The organism is Streptomyces sp. NPDC002580, from assembly GCF_042889485.1.
Lineage (GTDB): Bacteria > Actinomycetota > Actinomycetes > Streptomycetales > Streptomycetaceae > Streptomyces.
In genome coordinates this window covers 664,469-683,431 of record NZ_JBIAQZ010000003.1, presented here as the reverse complement: position 1 = coordinate 683,431, position 18,963 = coordinate 664,469, and the positions used below count along the sequence as shown (strand labels likewise).

The following is an 18,963-nucleotide window of genomic DNA, read 5'->3' as shown; positions in this document are numbered from 1 at the left end:
CACCGGGAAAGGAAAAGGGGCTGCCCCGGGACCGAAGTCCCGGGGCAGCCCCTTTTCAGGCGGACCCGGAGGTCACGCCTCCTTGCTCAGGTTGGGACCGGCACCGCCGGCGGCCTGCTCGATCGGCGGGACGTCGGGGAGCGCCGACTTCTCCTCGCCGCGGAAGGTGAAGGCCTTGGCCTCGCCCTCGCCGTCCGTGTCGACGACCACGATGTGGCCGGGACGCAGCTCACCGAAGAGGATCTTCTCGGAGAGGATGTCCTCGATCTCGCGCTGGATGGTCCGGCGCAGCGGCCGGGCACCCAGGACGGGGTCGTAGCCCTTCTTCGCGAGGAGGGACTTGGCGCTCGGGCTGAGCTCGATGCCCATGTCCCGGTCCTTCAGACGCTCGTCCACCTTCGCGACCATGAGGTCGACGATCTGGATGATGTCTTCCTCGGTCAGCTGGTGGAAGACCACCGTGTCGTCGACACGGTTCAGGAACTCGGGGCGGAAGTGCTGCTTCAGCTCCTCGTTGACCTTGGCCTTCATCCGGTCGTAGTTGCTCTTGACGTCACCCACGGCCGCGAAGCCGAGGTTGAAGCCCTTGGAGATGTCCCGGGTGCCGAGGTTGGTCGTCATGATGATGACCGTGTTCTTGAAGTCCACGACCCGGCCCTGGGAGTCGGTCAGGCGACCGTCCTCCAGGATCTGCAGCAGCGAGTTGAAGATGTCCGGGTGGGCCTTCTCGACCTCGTCGAAGAGGACGACGGAGAACGGCTTGCGGCGGACCTTCTCGGTCAGCTGGCCGCCCTCTTCGTAGCCCACGTATCCGGGGGGCGAGCCGAAGAGGCGCGAGACCGTGTGCTTCTCGCTGAACTCCGACATGTCGAGGGAGATCAGCGCGTCCTCGTCACCGAAGAGGAACTCCGCGAGGGTCTTCGACAGCTCCGTCTTACCGACACCCGAGGGGCCGGCGAAGATGAAGGAACCACCAGGACGCTTCGGGTCCTTCAGACCCGCTCGCGTACGACGGATCGCCTGCGAGAGCGCCTTGATGGCGTCCTTCTGGCCGATGACCCGCTTGTGGAGCTCGTCCTCCATGCGCAGCAGACGCGAGGACTCCTCCTCGGTCAGCTTGAAGACCGGGATGCCCGTGGCGGTCGCCAGGACCTCGGCGATCAGCTCGCCGTCGACCTCGGCGACGACGTCCATGTCGCCGGCCTTCCACTCCTTCTCGCGCTTGGCCTTCGCCGCCAGCAGCTGCTTCTCCTTGTCGCGGAGAGAGGCCGCCTTCTCGAAGTCCTGGGAGTCGATGGCCGACTCCTTGTCGCGGCGCACGCCCGCGATCTTCTCGTCGAACTCGCGGAGGTCCGGCGGTGCGGTCATCCGGCGGATGCGCATCCGGGAGCCCGCCTCGTCGATCAGGTCGATCGCCTTGTCGGGGAGGAAGCGGTCCGAGATGTACCGGTCGGCGAGCGTCGCCGCCTGCACCAGGGCCTCGTCCGTGATGGAGACACGGTGGTGGGCCTCGTACCGGTCGCGCAGCCCCTTGAGGATCTCGATCGTGTGGGGGAGGGAAGGCTCCGCCACCTGGATCGGCTGGAAGCGGCGCTCGAGGGCCGCGTCCTTCTCGAGGTGCTTGCGGTACTCGTCCAGCGTGGTGGCACCGATGGTCTGGAGCTCACCGCGGGCCAGCATCGGCTTCAGGATCGAGGCCGCGTCGATGGCGCCCTCGGCGGCACCCGCGCCGACGAGCGTGTGGAGCTCGTCGATGAACAGGATGATGTCGCCGCGGGTGCGGATCTCCTTGAGGACCTTCTTCAGCCGCTCCTCGAAGTCACCGCGGTAGCGGGAGCCGGCGACCAGGGCGCCGAGGTCGAGGGTGTAGAGGTGCTTGTCCTTCAGCGTCTCGGGCACCTCGCCCTTGACGATCGCCTGGGCGAGACCCTCGACGACGGCGGTCTTGCCGACGCCGGGCTCACCGATCAGCACCGGGTTGTTCTTGGTGCGGCGGGACAGCACCTGCATGACCCGCTCGATCTCCTTCTCGCGCCCGATGACCGGGTCGAGCTTGGACTCACGAGCGGCCTGGGTGAGGTTCCGGCCGAACTGGTCGAGGACCAGGGACGTCGAGGGGGTGCCCTCGGCGGGACCACCGGCGGTGGCGGTCTCCTTGCCCTGCTGGTACCCGGAGAGCAGCTGGATGACCTGCTGCCGCACCCGGTTGAGGTCTGCGCCCAGCTTGACCAGGACCTGGGCGGCGACGCCCTCGCCCTCACGGATCAGGCCGAGCAGGATGTGCTCCGTGCCGATGTAGTTGTGGCCCAGCTGAAGGGCCTCGCGGAGCGACAGCTCCAGGACCTTCTTGGCACGGGGGGTGAAGGGGATGTGACCGGAGGGGGCCTGCTGGCCCTGCCCGATGATCTCCTCCACCTGCTGGCGGACCGCCTCGAGCGAAATCCCGAGGCTCTCCAGGGCCTTAGCGGCGACACCCTCACCCTCGTGGATCAGGCCCAGGAGGATGTGCTCGGTGCCGATGTAGTTGTGGTTGAGCATCCGGGCTTCTTCCTGAGCCAGGACGACAACCCGCCGCGCGCGGTCGGTGAACCTCTCGAACATCGTTAATCGCTCCTCAGAGCGGTCAGGCAGTAAGGGGACGCTCCCCTCCCTGTCCTTCCGCAGCTTAGTCCCGCAAGCGGGGACCGCTCATTCCAACTGCCGACACCGTCCTTGGCCTCCTGACCCCGAACGCCGACATCTGCTCCAACCTGATGGTGCGAGACGATGTTCCCGCAGGCCAGGCAGATACCCTCTCCCGCTGTACGCCGATGGCGAACGTGAGATGCCCGAGCCGTGCGTGTCGCCCCTCCCACTAGGGATGTCTTACCCGTACGTACTGACAGTCCATGCCGCGCGCACCGGTTCACTCCGCTACGGGCGAACATCCTTGCCCGGCGAAAAGCCTCCGCACGCCCGTATTCCGGAAACTCTGCGCGCTCACGGAAACGCCCAGCGTAACTCCGGGGCACTCGCGACGGTTGCTCCTTGCATGGTTGCCACCGTTCCTCTCCCCCGCCGGCCGTTCGATCCGGGAGATCCGGTCGATCCGGTGCTTCATTGGTACGAGAACGAACTGGGCTGGGCCGCAGTGCCCGGGTCCCCGGTGCGGCTTCTCACGGGGGTGCGCTTCGACGTCCTGGAAGTGCCGGCGGAAGCGGGATTCGCGGCGCTGCGGCATCTGGGGCCCGCTTCTCCGGTGTCCTTGCACGGGGAGCGGATGCGGCTGCTGGTGGCCGCGGGGAGTGCGGAGGAGCTGCCGGGGCTGCTCGACTGGCTGGAGTGGGGCGCTCTCGCGCTGGATCTCACGGCGATCGGCGAGGGCGGGAGCGTCGAGGCTCCCCCGCCGCCCGTTCCCGGCGTCCCGGAGGATTCCGGCTTCGTGGTTCCGGCGTCGCGGGCCACGCGCGCTCCGCTGCCGGGCGGATCCGGGGACGAGGCCGGGAGTCGGCCCGGGGGCCTGTCCCGAGCCCTCCTCGCGAACCGGCCGACAGCCGGTCCGGAAGCCCGGAGGGGCCCGGGAGGGGCCGCCCGCTGGCTGCGGCTCCCGGAGCCCGGCCGCGAGGTGGAAACGGCACTGCCGACGCTGTCGGCGCTGGGCGGCGGGGCCGTCGGCGGGGGCGGTGGGGGCGCCCCCGATCTCGTACGACTCGTGCAGACGATGGCCACGGAGTGCCACCGGGTGAGGCTGCGCCGGGCGTGCGCTCAGCCGTTGGCCTTCTCGTAGGCCTCACGAATGGACGCCGGAACGCGGCCACGGTCGTTGACGTCGTAGCCGTTCTCCTTGGCCCAAGCGCGGATCTGCGCGGTGTCCTGGCTGCCACCGGAAGCGACGCGGGCCTTTCCGCGTCCGCCCGAAGCACGGCCACCGGTACGACGACCGCTCTTCGCGTAGGGCTCGAGAAGGCCACGGAGCTTGTCCGCATTGGCTGTCGTGAGATCGATTTCGTACGTCTTGCCGTCCAGCGCGAACGTCACGGTCTCGTCCGCCTCGCCGCCGTCGAGGTCGTCGACAAGAAGGACCTGAACCTTCTGTGCCACTGGATTTCCTTTCATCGATAACTTCAGGGCAAGGAGGACCCGCGGCGTCCGCCGTTTCGCCGTCCCTTGTTATATGCAGTACTGCAGTACGTCGGAAAGCAAACCGCTTTTGCCGGAAAAACACAAACCCCTGGCAGAGACTCCCTGGACACCGCCTGCCCGGAAACGTGCGCGTTTCGGACATAGGGAACGTGGGCAACGCACTCCGCGGGAATAGCCGGTGGCGATCACAGATGCAGAAGCATCCGGCTGTTGCCCAAGGTGTTCGGTTTCACCCGTTCGAGACCGAGGAACTCTGCCACACCCTCGTCATAGGAACGCAGGAGCTCGGCGTAGACATCGGTGTCGACGGGTGTCTCGCCGATCTCCACGAAGCCGTGCTTCGCGAAGAAGCCGACTTCGAAGGTCAGGCAGAAAACCCGTCGAACGCCGAGCCATCGAGCGGTCTGCAGCAACTTCTCCAGCAACTGATGACCGACACCGAGGCCCTTGACCACGGGGTTCACCGCGAGAGTGCGGACTTCCGCGAGGTCTTCCCACATCACGTGCAGCGCACCGCAGCCGACGACCTCGGCGTTGTCGTCGCGTTCCGCGACCCAGAACTCCTGGATGTCCTCGTAAAGAGTGACCGTGGCTTTGTCGAGCAGGATGCGGCGGCGCACGTTCGCGTCAAGGAGTCGGCGCACGGCCGCGACATCGCTGGTCCTGGCACGCCGGACGGTGATGGCTTTCGCGGTGACTTCGGGAAGCCGCGCCGGAAGCCCTGACGGAACCTCCGCGGGATGCTCTGCTGCCATGAGCGGACGCTATCGCTCGGAGCCGTCCCCGTCGGCGGCGGGGTTCTCCTCGGAGCGCCCGGGCGCGGGAGGCCTTTCGGCCGCCGGGGAACCCTGCGGTCCGGGCCCTTGCACCATGCGTACCGCGTCGCTGAGCGCGACCCGTTGTTCCTCGCTCATCATCCCGAAGAAGGCGACGAGAGCCGCCGCCGGGTTGTCGCTCTGCGACCAGGCGTCGTTCATGAGTGCCGCCGAGTAGGCGGCACGCGTGGAGACCGCCTCATATCGATAGGCCCGGCCTTCCGCCTCACGACGGACCCAGCCCTTCTGATGGAGATTGTCCAGAACGGTCATCACCGTGGTGTACGCGATGGACCGTTCCTGTTGAAGGTCTTCCAGGACTTCCCGAACGGTCACCGGGCGGTTCCACTTCCACACCCGCGTCATGACCGCGTCTTCGAGTTCTCCCAATGGGCGAGGCACAGTTCAGAACAATAGTGGGAGAGGAGCAACAAAAAGGGCGTACGACTCGAAGGACGCGGGAAACCCGTGGAACGTCCGAGTCGTACGCCGATGGGGCGCGGTCCGCCGGGGCGGCCGCGCGCCCGGTGGTACGGGACCGCCGAGGGCTCAGGCCCCGGCGTCCTTGGGGCTCGAGGCCTGGTGGGTGCCCTGCGCGCGGGCGAGGGCGGCGTCGACGACCGCGTCCTCCTTGGCCTTGTTGGCGCCGCCCTGGCTCTTCACGATGGTCACGATGAGCCCGATGAAGAACACGGCCATCACGACGGGGGGCACGAGCGCGGAGACGTAGTCCATGCCCCCAGGGTAGCTAGCCCGCCGCGAGCTGCTGCGGCGGGTTCGCCGGTGGGGACGCGGTCTTGCGCCTCGGCGGGAAGACCTCGCCGGGGGTGGGGATGGGCCGGTCCGGGCGCGGCGTTCCGGCCGGCGGCTGGGACTGCGGCTTCGCCTCGGGTTTCTTGTCCTCCTCCGCGGCCCGGCCCCCGGGCAGGGCCAGCAGCCGGGTGCGGGACGACGGGACCGAGGCGACCGAGCGGCCCGCGAGCCGGCTGCGCACGTCCTGTTCGGCGAGGCTCCGGCAGCGGTCCAGGAGGGCGGCCGCGGCGGGGTTGCCGCGCAGCGCGCGGAGCGCCGCGAGGTCGTCGGGGTTCGGCCGGTAGCCGGTCGCGAGGACCTCCTCCAGGAGGACGAGGTAACCGGCGGCGGTCCCCGGCAGCGCGGCGCGGTAGCGGGCCAGGTCGGCCACCAGGAAGGCCCGGAGCCTGGCTCCCTCGCGGGCCGCCTCGTCGAGGGACTCGGCGAGGCGGAGGCAGTCCTGGACGTCCTCGGCAGAGGCGGAACTGGGGTGCAGGGCGAGGGCGAGGGCACGGCGGAGCACACGCAGCTCCTCCGCACCGAACGCCATGCCGCCATGGGATCCGTAGGGCGTGGGCATGCGGCGACGATACGCGCTAATAAGACAAAATCCGCAGAACTGTACAAATGTGGCGCGTCCTGTTTCGCGGAACCGGGAACCGAGACCCCGGAACCGAGACCCGGACCGGGACGCGGGTCATGGTCACGGATCACGGATCACGGATCACGGATCACGGATCACGGATCACGGATCACGGAAGTAATTTCCGTCCCGGATTCCTCAAGGCCGTCCTCAAGGCCGTCCTCAAGGCCGCGGGAGCCGTCCTTCGCCCCGCCGAAATCAGTCGCCGGCCGACGCCGAAGGGGCCCCGCTCTCGCGGGGCCCCTTCGGTACCGGTCCGGCGGTCGCGCGGGCGGAGCTCACATGCGCGAGACGTTCCGCTCGTAGACCAGGCGCAGTCCGATCAGCGTCAGCCACGGCTCGTGCTCGTCGATCACCGAGGACTCGCCGAGGACCATCGGGGCCAGTCCGCCCGTGGCGATGACGGTGACGTCCTCGGGGTCGTCGGCGAGCTCGCGCGCCATACGCGTCACGACCCCGTCGACCTGGCCCGCGAACCCGTAGATGATGCCGGACTGCATCGCCTCGACGGTGTTCTTGCCGATCACCGCGCGCGGCCGGGCCACCTCGATCTTGCGCAGCTGCGCGCCCTTGACGCCGAGCGCGTCGACGGAGATCTCGATGCCGGGAGCGATGACGCCACCGATGTACTCGCCCCGCGCGCTGACCGCGTCGAACGTGGTCGCCGTGCCGAAGTCGACGACGATCGCCGGTCCCCCGTAGAGCTCGACGGCCGCGACGGAGTTGATGATCCGGTCGGCGCCCACCTCCTTGGGGTTGTCCGTGAGGATCGGCACGCCCGTCTTGACGCCGGGTTCCACGAGGACGGCGGGGACATCGCCGTAGTAGCGCCGCGTCACCTCGCGCAGTTCGTGCAGCACGGACGGGACGGTGGCGCAGATCGCGATGCCGTCGATGCCGTCGCCGAGTTCCTCGCCGAGCAGCGGGTGCATGCCCATGAGTCCCTGGAGGAGCACGGCGAGTTCGTCGGCGGTCCGGCGCGAGTCCGTGGAGATGCGCCAGTGCTCGACGATCTCCTCCCCGTCGAACAGGCCGAGGACCGTGTGGGTGTTGCCTACGTCGATGGTCAGCAGCATGGCCGGGGTTACTCCGCCGCTCGCAGGTCGAGGCCGATGTCCAGGATCGGGGAGGAGTGCGTGAGCGCGCCCACCGCCAGGAAGTCGACGCCCGTCCGCGCGTACGCCGCGGCGTTGTCCAGGGTGAGCCGCCCGGACGCCTCCAGGAAGGCCCGGCCCTCGACGATCGCCACCGCCTCCTCGCACTCGGCGGGCGTGAAGTTGTCCAGAAGGATCAGGTCGGCGCCCGCGTCCACGACGTCGCGCAGCTGGTCCAGGGTGTCGACCTCGACCTCGACCGGGACCTCCGGGAACATCTCCCGTACGGCCTTGAAGGCCTGGGCCACGCCGCCGGCGGCGACCACGTGGTTGTCCTTGACCAGCGCCGCGTCGGAGAGCGACATGCGGTGGTTCACGCCGCCGCCGCAGCGCACCGCGAACTTCTCCAGCGAGCGCAGGCCGGGCGTCGTCTTGCGGGTGTCCCGCACACGGGCCTCGGTGCCCTCCAGGGCGTCCGCCCACGCGCGCGTGGCGGTCGCGATGCCGGACAGGCGGCACAGGAGGTTGAGCGCGCTGCGTTCGGCCGTCAGCAGGTCACGGGTGCGCGTGGTGACGCTCAGCAGCTTCTGGCCGGGCTCGACGCGGTCGCCGTCGTCGACGTGCCGCTCGACCTCGAACTCGTCCGTGCAGACCACGGACAGGACGGCCTCGGCGACCCGCAGACCCGCGACGACGCCCGCGTCCCGGGCGGTGAAGTCGGCGGTGGACACGGCGTCCTCGGGGATCGTCGCGACCGTGGTCACGTCCACCCCGTGGGCGAGGTCCTCCTGGATCGCCACGTTCGCGACGTCCTCGACCTCCAGGGGGTCGAGACCGGCGTCGGCGAGCAGCTGGGCGAGCGCGGGGTCGAGGCCGCACTCCATGTACTCCTCGTCCGATTCGGCGCCGCAGCCGCAGCCGTCGCCGCAGCCGCCGCTCTGGGCGAGGGGAAGGTCGTGGGTGCTCACTTCGGTCACTGCTCCTGGGGACGGGACGGGGGACGGGACCCGGGCGCCGCTTGGGGCTGCCGGGACGTCGGGGGGAAGTCTGCGGTATCGGTGGTGCGAACGGCGAGTGTCCGGTCGGGATTCAGCCGTACGACGATGTGGCGACGCCAGTCCTCGTCGTCCCGGTCGGCGTGGTCCTCGCGCCAGTGGCAGCCCCGGGTCTCCTCGCGGAGGCGGGCGGCGGCGACCAGGACGCGGGCGACGCACATGAGGTTGGTGGCCTCCCAGGTGTCGACGCCGGGCTCGGAGGTCTTGCCGTTCTCGTCGAGGGCGTCGCGCGCGTCGGAGTGCAGCCGCTGGAGCTGGTCGGCCGCCGTCGCGAGGGACTCGGCGGAGCGCAGCACGCCGGCACCGGTGGTCATGATCCGCTGGATCGCGAGCCGGGTCTCGGGGGCGAGCAGCGGGTGCGCGGGCGTCTCGGGGTGCGGCACCGGTTCGGGCACGCGCGCGTGGAGGCCGTCCTCGGCGTGCCTCGCCGCGATGTCGGCGGCGATCCGCTCGGCGTAGACCAGGCCTTCCAGGAGTGAGTTGGAGGCCAGCCGGTTGGCTCCGTGGACGCCCGTGCAGGCGACCTCGCCGCACGCGTACAGGCCGGGGACGGTGGTGCGGCCCCGCGCGTCGGTCCGTACGCCTCCGGAGGCGTAGTGGGCGGCCGGAGCGACCGGGACGGGCTCGGTCACCGGATCGATGCCGTGCGTCCGGCAGGAGGCCAGGATGGTCGGGAAGCGCTGCTCCCACATCGCGGCGCCGAAGTGCCGGGCGTCGAGGAACATGTGCTCGGCGTCCTGCTCCTGCATCCGGCGCGTGATGCCCTTGGCGACGATGTCCCGGGGCGCCAGCTCGGCCAGCTCGTGCTGTCCCACCATGAAGCGCACGCCGTCGGCGTCGACCAGGTGGGCGCCCTCGCCGCGTACCGCCTCGGAGACCAGCGGCTGCTGGCCCTCCGCGTCCGGCCCGAGGAACAGCACGGTCGGGTGGAACTGCACGAATTCGAGGTCGGAGACCTCTGCGCCCGCGCGCAGGGCGAGGGCCACGCCGTCGCCCGTGGACACGGAGGGGTTGGTGGTCGCGGAGTAGACCTGGCCCATGCCGCCGGTCGCGAGGACCACGGCGGGGGCGTGGACGGCTCCCACGCCGTCGTGCTGGCCCTCTCCCATGACGTGCAGGGTCACGCCCGCGGTGCGGCCGTCGGCGTCCGTGAGGAGGTCGAGGACGAGCGCGTTCTCGACCGTGCGCAGGCCGCGCGCGCGGACCGCCTCGACGAGGGCCCGGGAGATCTCGGCGCCCGTCGCGTCGCCGCCCGCGTGCGCGATGCGGCGGCGGTGGTGGCCGCCCTCGCGGGTGAGTTCGAGGCCGCCCTCGGAGGACTCGTCGAAGTGGGCTCCGGTCGCGATGAGCCGGCGGACGGCGTCGGGGCCCTCCGTGACGAGGATGCGCACGGCCTCCTCGTCGCACAGGCCCGCGCCCGCGACCAGCGTGTCGTCGAGGTGCTGCTCGGGGGTGTCGCCCTCGCCGAGGGCCGCGGCGATACCGCCCTGCGCCCAGCGGGTGGAGCCGTCGTCCAGGCGCGCCTTGGTGACGACGACGGTCCGCAGGCCCGCGGCCTCGCAGCGCAGGGCCGCGGTGAGGCCGGCGACGCCGGAGCCGACGACCACGACGTCCGCGGTGAGGGCCCAGCCGGGCGCGGGGGCGTGCAGGCGTATGCCGGTGCCCGTGGCTGTTTCTGAACCTGTGCCTTGGCCGGTCACGAGGCGGCTCCGAAGATGAGGGGGATGTTGTCGATCAGCCGGGTCGTCCCGACCCGGGCGGCGACGGCGAGGATCGCCTCGCCGGTGAAGTCGTCCTGGATCTCCGTGAAGTCGTCGGGGTCGACGAGCGCGAGATAGTCCAGGACCAGCGGCGGCCGCACGCGGGCCGCCTCGTCGAGGAGCAGCCGGGCCGCCGCGCGGACACCCGCGGGCCCGCCGGGAACGGCCTTCGCGACGGCGTGCGCGTCGGCCGCGGCCCGGGACTCGCCGATGGCGCTGAGGGCTTCGGCCCGCGCGCGCGTGGCGGGCACCTCGAGCGCGCGGGCGCGCAGCGCCTCCTGTGCGGCGTGCCGGTCGCGGCCCGCGAACAGCGCCTGCGAGAGAGCGAGGGCGGTGCGCCGCTCCTCGGCCGAGAGGAAGCGGTTGCGGCTGGAGAGGGCGAGGCCGTCCGCCTCGCGCACGGTGGGGACACCGGCGATCTCCACGCCGAAGTTCAGGTCGCGCGCCATGCGCCGGATCAGGGCCAGCTGCTGGGCGTCCTTCTGGCCGAACAGCGCCACGTCGGGCCGGGTGAGGTGCAGCAGCTTGGCGACGACGGTGAGCATGCCGTCGAAGTGGCCGGGCCGCACCGAGCCCTCCAGGCGCTCGCCCATCGGTCCCGCGGAGATCCGCACCTGGGGCTCGCCGCCGGGGTAGACCTCGTCCACGGCGGGGGCGAACACGACGTCCGCGCCCGCCAGTGCGGCGATCTTCAGGTCGGCGTCGAGGGTGCGCGGGTAGCGGTCGAGGTCCTCGCCCTGCCCGAACTGGAGCGGGTTCACGAAGACCGTGACGACGACTTCGCCCCCGTCCCCGGCGATCTCGCGGGCGGTGCGGATCAGGGTGGCGTGGCCCTCGTGCAGGGCGCCCATGGTCATCACGACGGCCCGGCGGCCGGCGCGGACACGCGCGCGCAGTTCCTCGGCGGTGCGCAGCAGGGCGGTGGTCATCGGGCGTCTCCCTCGGTCCCCTGGGTGCCGTCCGTCCCGTTGGCGAGTACCCCCAGGAGGTCCTCGGCGAGTTCCGGCTTGAGAAGCCCGTGGGCGAGCGCCCGGTCGGCGGTCGCGCGGGCCATCGCCAGGTACCCGGCGACGGTCCCCGGAGCGTGCTCGCGCAGCTCGGCGACGTGTGCGGCGACCGTGCCCGCGTCCCCGCGCGCGACGGGTCCGGTCAGGGCCGCGTCGCCCGACCTGAGCGCGTTGTCCAGGGCGGCGCCGAGCAGCGGGCCCAGCATCCGGTCGGGTGCCTCCACGCCGGCGGTGCGCAGCAGTTCCATCGACTGGGCGACCAGGGTCACCAGGTGGTTGGCGCCGAGCGCGAGGGCCGCGTGGTAGAGCGGCCGGGACTCCTCGGCGATCCACTCGGGCTCGCCACCCATCTCGATCACCAGGGCCTCGGCGGCCAGTCGCAGCTGTTCGGGCGCGGTGACGCCGAAGGAGCATCCGGCGAGCCGCTGGACGTCCACCGGGGTGCCCGTGAAGGTCATCGCGGGGTGCAGCGCGAGCGGCAGCGCGCCCGCCCTGCGCGCCGGGTCGAGCACCCGTGCCCCGTACCGCCCGGAGGTGTGCACCAGCAGTTGTCCCGGACGGACCGACCCCGTCTCGGCGAGACCCTCGACGAGACCGGGCAGGGCGTCGTCCGGAACGGTCAGCAGCACCAGTTCGGCGCGCTCCAGGACCTGTGCCGGGGACACCATCGGCACGTCGGGAAGGAGCTGCGCCGCGCGCCGCCTGGAGGCGTCGGAGACGCCGGAGACGGCCACCGGGCGATGTCCGGCGAGCTGGAGCGCCGCCGCGAGCGCGGGACCGACGCGACCGGCGCCGACGACACCGACGGTGAGCCGCGCGGGGCGGTCCTTCGGGTCCGGCTGTTGGAATGTACTCACTCGACGGGGGCCTTCCCGTTCCAGTCCGCGCGGGGTACCGGACGATTTCTCGTCATGTTAACGCGATTGGAGTCGAGGGCGTTCTGGGAAGGCCGGACCGTCGTTCAGGGTGAGGTGGTGAGAGCCCGGATCGTCGGGGTCCGGTAGAGGTCGCGCAGCGGCACGGAGGCGAGGCCGCGGGCGCGCGGGGCGGCGCTGACGCGGACGGCGAACAGGGAGTTCCCGCCGAGTTCGAAGAAGTCGTCGTCGAGTCCCACGGGGTGCCGAGGACCGTCTCCCGGATCTCCAGGAGGGCCGCGGTGAGACCGGTGTCACTCCCGCCGTCCGCGCCGGGTTCGCCGTGCGGTCCGCAGGGGCGGGAGGGTCCCGGTCCGGACCGTGCGGGCGCCGTCGAACGTACCGGGGGCGGGCAGCCGTGCCGCGTCGAGTTTGCCGTTGGTGGTCAGCGGGAGGCGCCGAATCTCAAATTTAGACAATGGAACCGCGAACGCGAGCAACACGATCGAGAAAGAACAATCCCCGCACCGCGCATTCGCCACAGCACGCAGAAGGGGGAAGGCGATCGAGGCCGGACGGGCACCATCGACAAGGACTGGATGACCGTAGGGTGCCGATGACCAGCACGCCAAGAGTCACCGGAGGCAGGCTGAAACAACCCCTCTGACCTGCCGATCAGCCTCTGCGCATTGCTTTTGACCACGTGGCTCAAATCAATTCAAGCCAACGGAACATGTCCAATTCATTGCGTGCTCGTGATGGTCGTGCTTCCATTTTTCAATCATTCGGATTCAGACGGCATCGATCCTGTACGTTGTCTCGTGGCCTCTCCCGTCCCGCCGAACTCGGGAAGGGGGTTCTGCTGCCGGACGAAAGGACAATCGCCTTGAAAGTCCACGACGCCGCGACACCCGGCGCCGCGATTTCCGGATGCCCGGCGCACCAGGGGACGACGGCCGGTCCCGTCGGCCCCTGGCTGTACAGCGGCGGTGACGCGCACGCCGTACGGCGGCGGATGCGCGGACAGGAGACCCTGACGCGCCAGGAGGCGGACGGCAAGCGCGGCTTCTGGAACATCGTCGGCTTCGACGACGCCGAGCACGTCCTGCGCGACACCGAGACCTTCACCTCGGAACGCGGCACCATGCCCGACCCCCTGGGCACCGACGACCCGGCGGGCGGCAAGCAGCTCGCGGTCACCGACCCGCCGCGCCACACCGAGATGCGGACCCGCCCGAAGAAGGCGCTCGCGGTGAAGGCCGTCGAGCGGCGGAAGGACATGGTCAGGCCACTGGTCCTCGACCCGACCGCACCGCTCGGCGACGGCGGCACCGTCGACTTCGCCGAGGCCATGCCGGCGATGCCGATGTCCGTGACCGGCACGATGATGGGCCTGCCCGCCGCGGACCGGCCCTGGCTCAGCCGCCTGACGACCATCCGCATCGCCGCGGACGCCCCGGAGCACCAGGACCCGGGCGGCAGGGCCGCCACCCTGGAACGCGCCCACCGCGACCTGTTCGCCTGCTTCCAGGACCTGCTGCGCTTACGCCGCCAGAACCTCGGCGACGACCTGCCGAGCGTGCTGATCTCCACGGAGTTCGAGGGCCGCCCCATGGATCCCGGCGAGATCGTGGCGAACTGCCACAGCCCGCTGCTCGGCGCGAACGTCACCACCCCGCACTCCCCGAACCACGTGATGGCGGAGTTCATCGACAAGGGCGTACTGGAGGGCTGGGCCGCGCACCCGGAGGCCAGCACCACGGCCACCGAGGAGGCACTGCGCCGGGCCTCGCCCGTGAACCTTCGGCATCCGCCGCAAGCCGAACAAGCACGTGGCCTTCGGTATCGGCCCGCACCACCGCATCGGCCACAGCGTCGCCCGGATCACGCTGCGCATCCTCTTCGAGGAACTCCTCACCCGCTTCGAGGACTTCAGGCCGGCCGGCAAGCCCGAACGCCTCGCCTCGAACTTCGTCTCCGGCTGGAAGCACGTGCCCATCACGGCCCGGCCCCGGGCCGGCGCCCCCATGGCCCGGGCCTGGGCCATGCCCACCACGGGGAGTTCCAGCTGCGCGTATTCGGCGGGGCCACTTCTTTCTCGTTCCCCGTCTCGATGCCATTGTGGAAACCTGCGCCGCGACCCTCGACGCGACAGAGGACCGGCAAGCATCCGGCCGGAATCGATGATTCCGGCCTCAGCCATGAAGTTCCGAAGCTCTGAAGAGGACTCTCCATGAAATACCGCGTCATCGGCAGCGACCCGGCCACCCGCCGCGAGGTGAGTGTCCTGAGCCTCGGTTCCATGCTCTTCGGGACGGTGACCGACGAAGCGACGTCCTTCGCCATTCTCGACCGCTTCGTCGAGGCGGGCGGGACATTCATCGACTCTTCGAATAACTATGCGTTCTGGGTCGACGGAACACAGGGCGGGGAAAGCGAAGAACTGCTCGGCCGCTGGATCCGCAGCCGGGGCATCGGTGACGAGATCACCTTCGCCACCAAACTCGGCGCCCGCCCGAACGCCCCGGCCACGGGATTCAGCCGCGACGTGGAGGGACTTTCGGCCAAGACGATCCGGGAATCCGCCGAGCGCAGCAGGGAACGGCTCGGCATCGAGCGCATCCACCTCCTGTACGCGCACATCATGGACGAGAACACGCCCCTGGAGGAGACCGTCACCGGCTTCGCCGACGTCGTGGCCGACGGCTTAGCGGGCCTGCTCGGCGCGAGCAACCACTGGGCCTGGCGGGTGGAGGCCGCCCGCAACCTCGCCAAGGCCGCCGGACTGCCCGGCTACGAGGTCCTCCAGCACCACCACAGCTACCTTCGCCAGCGCACCGACATCCCGAGCCTGCGCTCGCCCGACGGCAACCAGGGTCTGGTGAGCGCCGACCTGCTCAGCTACGTACGGGCCGACCCGTCCCTGACCCAGGTCGCCTACTCCCCGCTGCTGTCCGGGGCGTACGTGCGCGACGACAAGCCGCTCGGCGCCGGCTTCGACCACGCGGCCACGCCCGAGCGCCTGCGGGCCGTGCGCGAGGTGGCCGGGGAGACCGGCGCGAGCGTCAACCAGGTGGTGCTGTCCTGGCTGATGGGCGGCGACGTCCCGATCCTGCCGCTGGTCGGCGCGTCCTCGGTCGAGCAGCTCGACGACAGCCTGGCCGCCGTCGACCTCGCGCTGACCCCGGAGCAGCGCGCCAAGCTCGACGGCGTGAACTGACCGCTTCCCGGTGACGGCTCACCGGGCCGTCACTCACCGGCTGATACTCACCGTGCCGCGGCGCGGCGTCCGCGCCGCAGCACGCGGCCCAGGAAGCCCCGGATCCGGCCCTTGGCGGGGCGTCCGGCCAGGACCGCCCGGAACTGCCGGTACTCGCGCACCTCGCGCGCGACCCGCCAGTCGTCCCGTCCGGGTGCGGGAGGATCCGCCTCGCCGTGCTGACGGGCCCGGTAGGTGTCGAGGAAGTACTGCTGCGTGACGCTCATGACGGATCGCCTCCCGGACGGCCGGGACGGACGGGGGCGATCCGCGGGCCTGGGCCGCTCGCACCCCGGCGCGAAATGCCCCGGTCGTCCCAGGTTGCGCCTGATCGTGGCGGCTGTCGCCCCGATTGACGGCCGCCGTCAATCGACGGCGGCCGTTGTCGGTGGCGGGGGCCATCATGGGGACATGAGTGTGCACATCGACGTCAGCGGGCTGCGACCGGACCGGATCGCCGTCGTGCCGTCGCCGCTGGCCGAGCTGGGGATGGCACTGCACACACTGGCGGAGCCCGCGCACCACCCGGGCCTCCAGGGCTGGGCGACGGGCGTGACCACCCGGCTCGATCCCCACCTCGCGGACCGGATGTGCGAGGCGGACTTCCTGTGGCGCACGACGTTCTCGGACCTGTTCCTGCCGTGCGCGGGAATCCCCGGCGGGGCCGCGCTGCCGGGCGCGACGCTCGCCGAGGACCTGGACCTGCTGGACAAGCTCTCGGACGAACAGTTCGTGGACGCGGCGCTGGAGTTCACCGGCGCGCTGTCCTACGGCTCCGAGGGGCCGCACGCCCTCTCCGACCCCGAGCTGCGCCGCCGGGCCGTGGACCTGGCCGCCTCGCGCGGGCCGCAGCAGACGCGGTTCACCGAGCGGCTGCTGGTGGACCCGCTGGGCGTACGGGCCTGGCTGAGGCAGTTCCTGGAGGACTGCGACGAGGCCTTCTTCGCGGAGACCTGGTCGCGGCTGCGCCACCCGCTCGCCGCCGAGGCCCGGCACAAGACGGACCTGCTCCGCCACAAGGGCCTGGCCGAGGCGCTGGCCTCCGTCTCCTCCGCGCTGACGCTCGACGAGGCTGCGGGGCGCATCACCATCGACAAGCTGACCGAGGGCCGCACGGTGACGGCGGACGGCGGGCTGCTCCTCGTGCCCACCAGCCTCGGCCGCCCGCACCTGATGGTCCTGCACAGGTACCGGTGGCAGCCGGTGCTGCACTACCCCGTCAGCTCCCCCGAGCTCGCCGCCCCGCCCTCCGTCGAGCAGCTCACCCTGCGGATGACCGCGCTGTCCCACCCGGTCCGGATGCGCATCTGCCGTCATCTGGCCAGGAGCGCGTACACGACCGGCGAGCTGGCCCAGGCTCACGGCATGACCGCGCCGGAGATATCCCGGCACCTGAGCGTCCTCAAGAAGGCGGGCCTGATCACCACGCGGCGCCGCGGGCGGTACGTGCTGCACCAGCTCGACGTCGGCGTGGTGGCCCGGCTGGGCAGCGATTTCCTGGAGGGCATCCTGCGCTGAGGACCGTCCCGCGGTCCTGTCCCGGTCGCGCCCCGGACGTCGGCGCTCCCCCGCGGCGCGCCGACCGGGCGCCGGGTCAGCCGAGGCCGCCCGCGCGGACGAGCCCCGTCTCGTAGGCGAGCACGACCACCTGGACCCGGTCCCGCAGCCCCAGCTTCGTGAGGATGCGGCCGACGTGGGTCTTCACGGTGGCCTCGGAGAGGACGAGACGGGCCGCGATCTCGCCGTTGGACAGCCCCTGCGCGACAAGGATCATGACCTCGCGCTCGCGCTCGGTGAGCCGCTCGAGACCCTTGTGCCGGGGCTCCTTGCCGGCGTTGGGCAGCAGCGGCGCGAACCGGTCGAGCAGACGCCGGGTGGTGGACGGCGCGACCACGGCGTCCCCGCTGTGCACGGAACGGATGGCCGTGAGCAGTTCGCCCGGCGGCACGTCCTTGAGCATGAACCCGGAGGCGCCCGCCTTCAGACCGGAGAACGCGTACTCGTCGAGGTCGAAGGTGGTCAGGATCAGCACCCTCGGCGGGTTCGGGTCCGAGCAGATGCGGCGGGTGGCCTCGACGCCGTCCAGTTTCGGCATGCGTACGTCCATGAGGACGACGTCGACCGCGGTGGCGCGCAGGACCTGGAGGGCCTCGACCCCGTCGCCCGCCTCGGCCACGACCTCCATGTCCGGCTGGGCGTCGAGCACCATCCGGAAGCCGGTGCGCAGCAGCACCTGGTCGTCGACGAGCATTACGCGGATCGCCATCGGGGTCCTTTCACTTCGTACGGATCACGTGTGTACAGGTGTCAGTGGGCCGGTTTGAGCGGCAGCAGGGCGCTGATGCGGAAGCCTCCGCCAGGACGCGGCCCCGCGTCCAGGGTGCCGCCGACCATGCCGACGCGCTCCCGCATACCGATCAGGCCGTGGCCCTGCCCGTCGGCGCCGCCGTCCTCGTACAGCTCGTGGGGGGCGCCCGTGCCGTCGTCCTCGACGAGCAGGCCGAGGCCGTCGTCGAAGTAGACCAGGCGGACGCTCGCCCCCGCGTTCGGGCCCCCGTGCTTGCGGGTGTTGGTGAGCGCCTCCTGCACGATGCGGTACGCCGTGAGTTCCACGCCGCTGGGCAGCGGGCGCGGGGTGCCCTCCACCTTGAAGTCGACGGGGAGGCCGGAGGTGCGGCACTGCTCGATGAGGTCGTCGAGCTGCTCGACGTCGGGCTGCGGAACGTACTCGCCGCCCTCCTGGTGCTCGCCCGTGCGCAGGACGCCGAGCAGCCGGCGCATCTCGGCGAGGGCCTGGCGGCCGGTGCCCGAGATGGTCTCCAGCGCCTTCCTGGCCTGGTCCGGAGCGGTGTCCATCACGTACGCGGCGCCGTCGGCCTGGACCACCATCACCGAGACGTTGTGCGCGACGACGTCGTGCAGCTCGCGCGCGATGCGGGCGCGCTCGGCGGCGACGGCGACCTTGGCCTGCGCCTCGCGTTCCTTCTCCAGACGGGCGGCGCGCTCCTCCAGCTGCGCGAGGTAGGCGCGGCGGGTGCGGATCGAGTCGCCGAGCACCCAGGCGAGCGCGAACGGGACCGTCTGGAATATCGCCATGAGGACGCCGCCGAGGGCGCCGCCCTCGCCGCCCGCGGGCCAGCGGAGCTGCGAGAGCGTGCCCGCGCAGAGGCCGCCGATCAGGGCCAGCCGGGAGGCCCAGCCGGCACCGTCCGCGGCGACGGTGTAGATGATCACCAGCATGGCGAAGTCCTCGGGCGCCGAGGGGACGTCCAGGACCAGCTGGGCGAGGCCCGCCGCCACGGCGAGGAGCAGCATCTTCTCGGGCATGCGGCGGCGCAGCGCGACGACCACGCTCAGCACCACGGCGATGGGAAGCGCCGGGAAGACCGAGGTCGGCCCGTCCACGGCACGGTTGAGATTGCTGATGCTCACCCCGGAGATCCCGAGCAGGGCGACGGCCCAGAAGCTGTCGACCCATGTCGGGTACCTGCGGAGAAAGTCATAGAGACGCTGCACGTAACCCAGAGTAGGGAAGCGTGCAGCGTGCAGGGTCAACCGGAGG

General features: G+C 71.0%; 19 protein-coding genes. 4 read left to right on the top strand and 15 right to left on the bottom strand.

The genetic code is table 11. The features are described 5' to 3' along the window. Positions 1–72 precede the first annotated feature (72 nt). Positions 73–2,601: an ATP-dependent Clp protease ATP-binding subunit gene (locus ACFYW7_RS14000; protein ID WP_389501545.1), complete on the bottom strand. Its 2,529-nt coding sequence runs from the start codon at positions 2,599–2,601 to the stop codon at positions 73–75. Between the two features lie 430 nt (positions 2,602–3,031). Between ACFYW7_RS14000 and ACFYW7_RS13995 the strand changes: the two genes are divergently transcribed. Further along, on the top strand, positions 3,032–3,766 hold the full coding sequence (locus ACFYW7_RS13995) for an SCO3374 family protein (protein ID WP_389501543.1): 735 nt from the start codon (positions 3,032–3,034) through the stop codon (positions 3,764–3,766). On the opposite strand, the gene ACFYW7_RS13990 is transcribed toward ACFYW7_RS13995, so the two are convergent. The 11 genes from ACFYW7_RS13990 to ACFYW7_RS13940 all read right to left on the bottom strand — a co-directional run bounded on the left by ACFYW7_RS13990 (position 3,745) and on the right by ACFYW7_RS13940 (position 12,402). After that, entirely contained in the window at positions 3,745–4,080 is a 336-nt protein-coding gene (locus tag ACFYW7_RS13990; RefSeq protein WP_389501542.1) for an Lsr2 family protein, read from the bottom strand. The genes ACFYW7_RS13995 and ACFYW7_RS13990 overlap by 22 nt on opposite strands. 227 nt (positions 4,081–4,307) lie before the next feature. After that, a complete protein-coding gene (locus tag ACFYW7_RS13985) occupies positions 4,308–4,877 on the bottom strand; it encodes an amino-acid N-acetyltransferase (RefSeq protein ID WP_389501540.1) in 570 nt (189 codons plus the stop codon). A gap of 9 nt (positions 4,878–4,886) precedes the next feature. After that, positions 4,887–5,303, bottom strand: a complete 417-nt coding sequence (locus ACFYW7_RS13980) for a BlaI/MecI/CopY family transcriptional regulator (RefSeq protein WP_389501681.1) — start codon at positions 5,301–5,303, stop codon at positions 4,887–4,889. Positions 5,304–5,486: 183 nt separating this feature from the next. Continuing rightward, positions 5,487–5,672 (bottom strand): hypothetical protein, encoded by a 186-nt coding sequence (locus tag ACFYW7_RS13975; RefSeq protein WP_389501538.1) that lies wholly within the window; start codon positions 5,670–5,672, stop codon positions 5,487–5,489. A gap of 13 nt (positions 5,673–5,685) precedes the next feature. Continuing rightward, positions 5,686–6,279 carry a hypothetical protein gene (locus tag ACFYW7_RS13970; protein ID WP_389501679.1) on the bottom strand — a complete coding sequence of 198 codons (594 nt, stop codon included), beginning with the start codon at positions 6,277–6,279 and terminating at the stop codon, positions 5,686–5,688. Between the two features lie 371 nt (positions 6,280–6,650). Further along, on the bottom strand, positions 6,651–7,448 hold the full coding sequence (locus ACFYW7_RS13965) for a type III pantothenate kinase (RefSeq protein WP_389501536.1): 798 nt from the start codon (positions 7,446–7,448) through the stop codon (positions 6,651–6,653). Between the two features lie 8 nt (positions 7,449–7,456). Beyond that, positions 7,457–8,434 (bottom strand): carboxylating nicotinate-nucleotide diphosphorylase, encoded by a 978-nt coding sequence (nadC, locus tag ACFYW7_RS13960; RefSeq protein ID WP_389501677.1) that lies wholly within the window; start codon positions 8,432–8,434, stop codon positions 7,457–7,459. A 5-nt stretch (positions 8,435–8,439) separates the two neighbouring features. Continuing rightward, positions 8,440–10,221, bottom strand: a complete 1,782-nt coding sequence (locus ACFYW7_RS13955; RefSeq protein ID WP_389501534.1) for an L-aspartate oxidase — start codon at positions 10,219–10,221, stop codon at positions 8,440–8,442. Next, positions 10,218–11,210, bottom strand: coding sequence for a pantoate--beta-alanine ligase (gene panC, locus ACFYW7_RS13950; RefSeq protein ID WP_389501532.1), 993 nt, complete (start codon positions 11,208–11,210; stop codon positions 10,218–10,220). The genes ACFYW7_RS13955 and panC overlap by 4 nt, the downstream gene beginning before the upstream one ends. Then, a complete protein-coding gene (locus ACFYW7_RS13945; protein WP_389501530.1) occupies positions 11,207–12,145 on the bottom strand; it encodes a Rossmann-like and DUF2520 domain-containing protein in 939 nt (312 codons plus the stop codon). The genes panC and ACFYW7_RS13945 overlap by 4 nt, the downstream gene beginning before the upstream one ends. 104 nt (positions 12,146–12,249) lie before the next feature. Next, positions 12,250–12,402 carry a phosphopantetheine-binding protein gene (locus ACFYW7_RS13940; protein WP_389501528.1) on the bottom strand — a complete coding sequence of 51 codons (153 nt, stop codon included), beginning with the start codon at positions 12,400–12,402 and terminating at the stop codon, positions 12,250–12,252. A gap of 443 nt (positions 12,403–12,845) precedes the next feature. On the opposite strand from ACFYW7_RS13940, the gene ACFYW7_RS13935 reads away from it, so the two are divergent. Together ACFYW7_RS13935 and ACFYW7_RS13930 are read left to right on the top strand one after the other, a co-directional pair. Continuing rightward, positions 12,846–14,363: a hypothetical protein gene (locus ACFYW7_RS13935; protein ID WP_389501526.1), complete on the top strand. Its 1,518-nt coding sequence runs from the start codon at positions 12,846–12,848 to the stop codon at positions 14,361–14,363. Between the two features lie 12 nt (positions 14,364–14,375). Next, on the top strand, positions 14,376–15,362 hold the full coding sequence (locus ACFYW7_RS13930) for an aldo/keto reductase (RefSeq protein ID WP_389501524.1): 987 nt from the start codon (positions 14,376–14,378) through the stop codon (positions 15,360–15,362). A 47-nt stretch (positions 15,363–15,409) separates the two neighbouring features. Here the strand turns inward: ACFYW7_RS13930 and ACFYW7_RS13925 are convergent, their stop codons facing one another. Then, positions 15,410–15,628 carry a hypothetical protein gene (locus ACFYW7_RS13925; RefSeq protein WP_389501522.1) on the bottom strand — a complete coding sequence of 73 codons (219 nt, stop codon included), beginning with the start codon at positions 15,626–15,628 and terminating at the stop codon, positions 15,410–15,412. 184 nt (positions 15,629–15,812) lie between these two features. On the opposite strand from ACFYW7_RS13925, the gene ACFYW7_RS13920 reads away from it, so the two are divergent. Next, positions 15,813–16,919: a DUF5937 family protein gene (locus tag ACFYW7_RS13920; protein ID WP_389501520.1), complete on the top strand. Its 1,107-nt coding sequence runs from the start codon at positions 15,813–15,815 to the stop codon at positions 16,917–16,919. 76 nt (positions 16,920–16,995) lie between these two features. Here the strand turns inward: ACFYW7_RS13920 and ACFYW7_RS13915 are convergent, their stop codons facing one another. Together ACFYW7_RS13915 and ACFYW7_RS13910 are read right to left on the bottom strand one after the other, a co-directional pair. Then, entirely contained in the window at positions 16,996–17,667 is a 672-nt protein-coding gene (locus ACFYW7_RS13915; RefSeq protein WP_389501518.1) for a response regulator, read from the bottom strand. 41 nt (positions 17,668–17,708) lie between these two features. Beyond that, a complete protein-coding gene (locus ACFYW7_RS13910) occupies positions 17,709–18,917 on the bottom strand; it encodes a sensor histidine kinase (protein ID WP_389501516.1) in 1,209 nt (402 codons plus the stop codon). Positions 18,918–18,963: the final 46 nt, after the last annotated feature.

Coding starts and splice junctions, on each gene's coding strand:
- ACFYW7_RS13915 (WP_389501518.1), bottom strand. CDS start 17,667: ATGGCGATCCGCGTAATGCTCGTCGACGACCAGGTGCTGCTGCGCACC.
- ACFYW7_RS13985 (WP_389501540.1), bottom strand. CDS start 4,877: ATGGCAGCAGAGCATCCCGCGGAGGTTCCGTCAGGGCTTCCGGCGCGG.
- ACFYW7_RS13970 (WP_389501679.1), bottom strand. CDS start 6,279: ATGGCGTTCGGTGCGGAGGAGCTGCGTGTGCTCCGCCGTGCCCTCGCC.
- ACFYW7_RS13975 (WP_389501538.1), bottom strand. CDS start 5,672: ATGGACTACGTCTCCGCGCTCGTGCCCCCCGTCGTGATGGCCGTGTTC.
- ACFYW7_RS13995 (WP_389501543.1), top strand. CDS start 3,032: ATGGTTGCCACCGTTCCTCTCCCCCGCCGGCCGTTCGATCCGGGAGAT.
- ACFYW7_RS13965 (WP_389501536.1), bottom strand. CDS start 7,448: ATGCTGCTGACCATCGACGTAGGCAACACCCACACGGTCCTCGGCCTG.
- ACFYW7_RS13920 (WP_389501520.1), top strand. CDS start 15,813: ATGAGTGTGCACATCGACGTCAGCGGGCTGCGACCGGACCGGATCGCC.
- ACFYW7_RS14000 (WP_389501545.1), bottom strand. CDS start 2,601: ATGTTCGAGAGGTTCACCGACCGCGCGCGGCGGGTTGTCGTCCTGGCT.
- ACFYW7_RS13925 (WP_389501522.1), bottom strand. CDS start 15,628: ATGAGCGTCACGCAGCAGTACTTCCTCGACACCTACCGGGCCCGTCAG.
- ACFYW7_RS13930 (WP_389501524.1), top strand. CDS start 14,376: ATGAAATACCGCGTCATCGGCAGCGACCCGGCCACCCGCCGCGAGGTG.
- ACFYW7_RS13980 (WP_389501681.1), bottom strand. CDS start 5,303: ATGACGCGGGTGTGGAAGTGGAACCGCCCGGTGACCGTTCGGGAAGTC.
- panC (WP_389501532.1), bottom strand. CDS start 11,210: ATGACCACCGCCCTGCTGCGCACCGCCGAGGAACTGCGCGCGCGTGTC.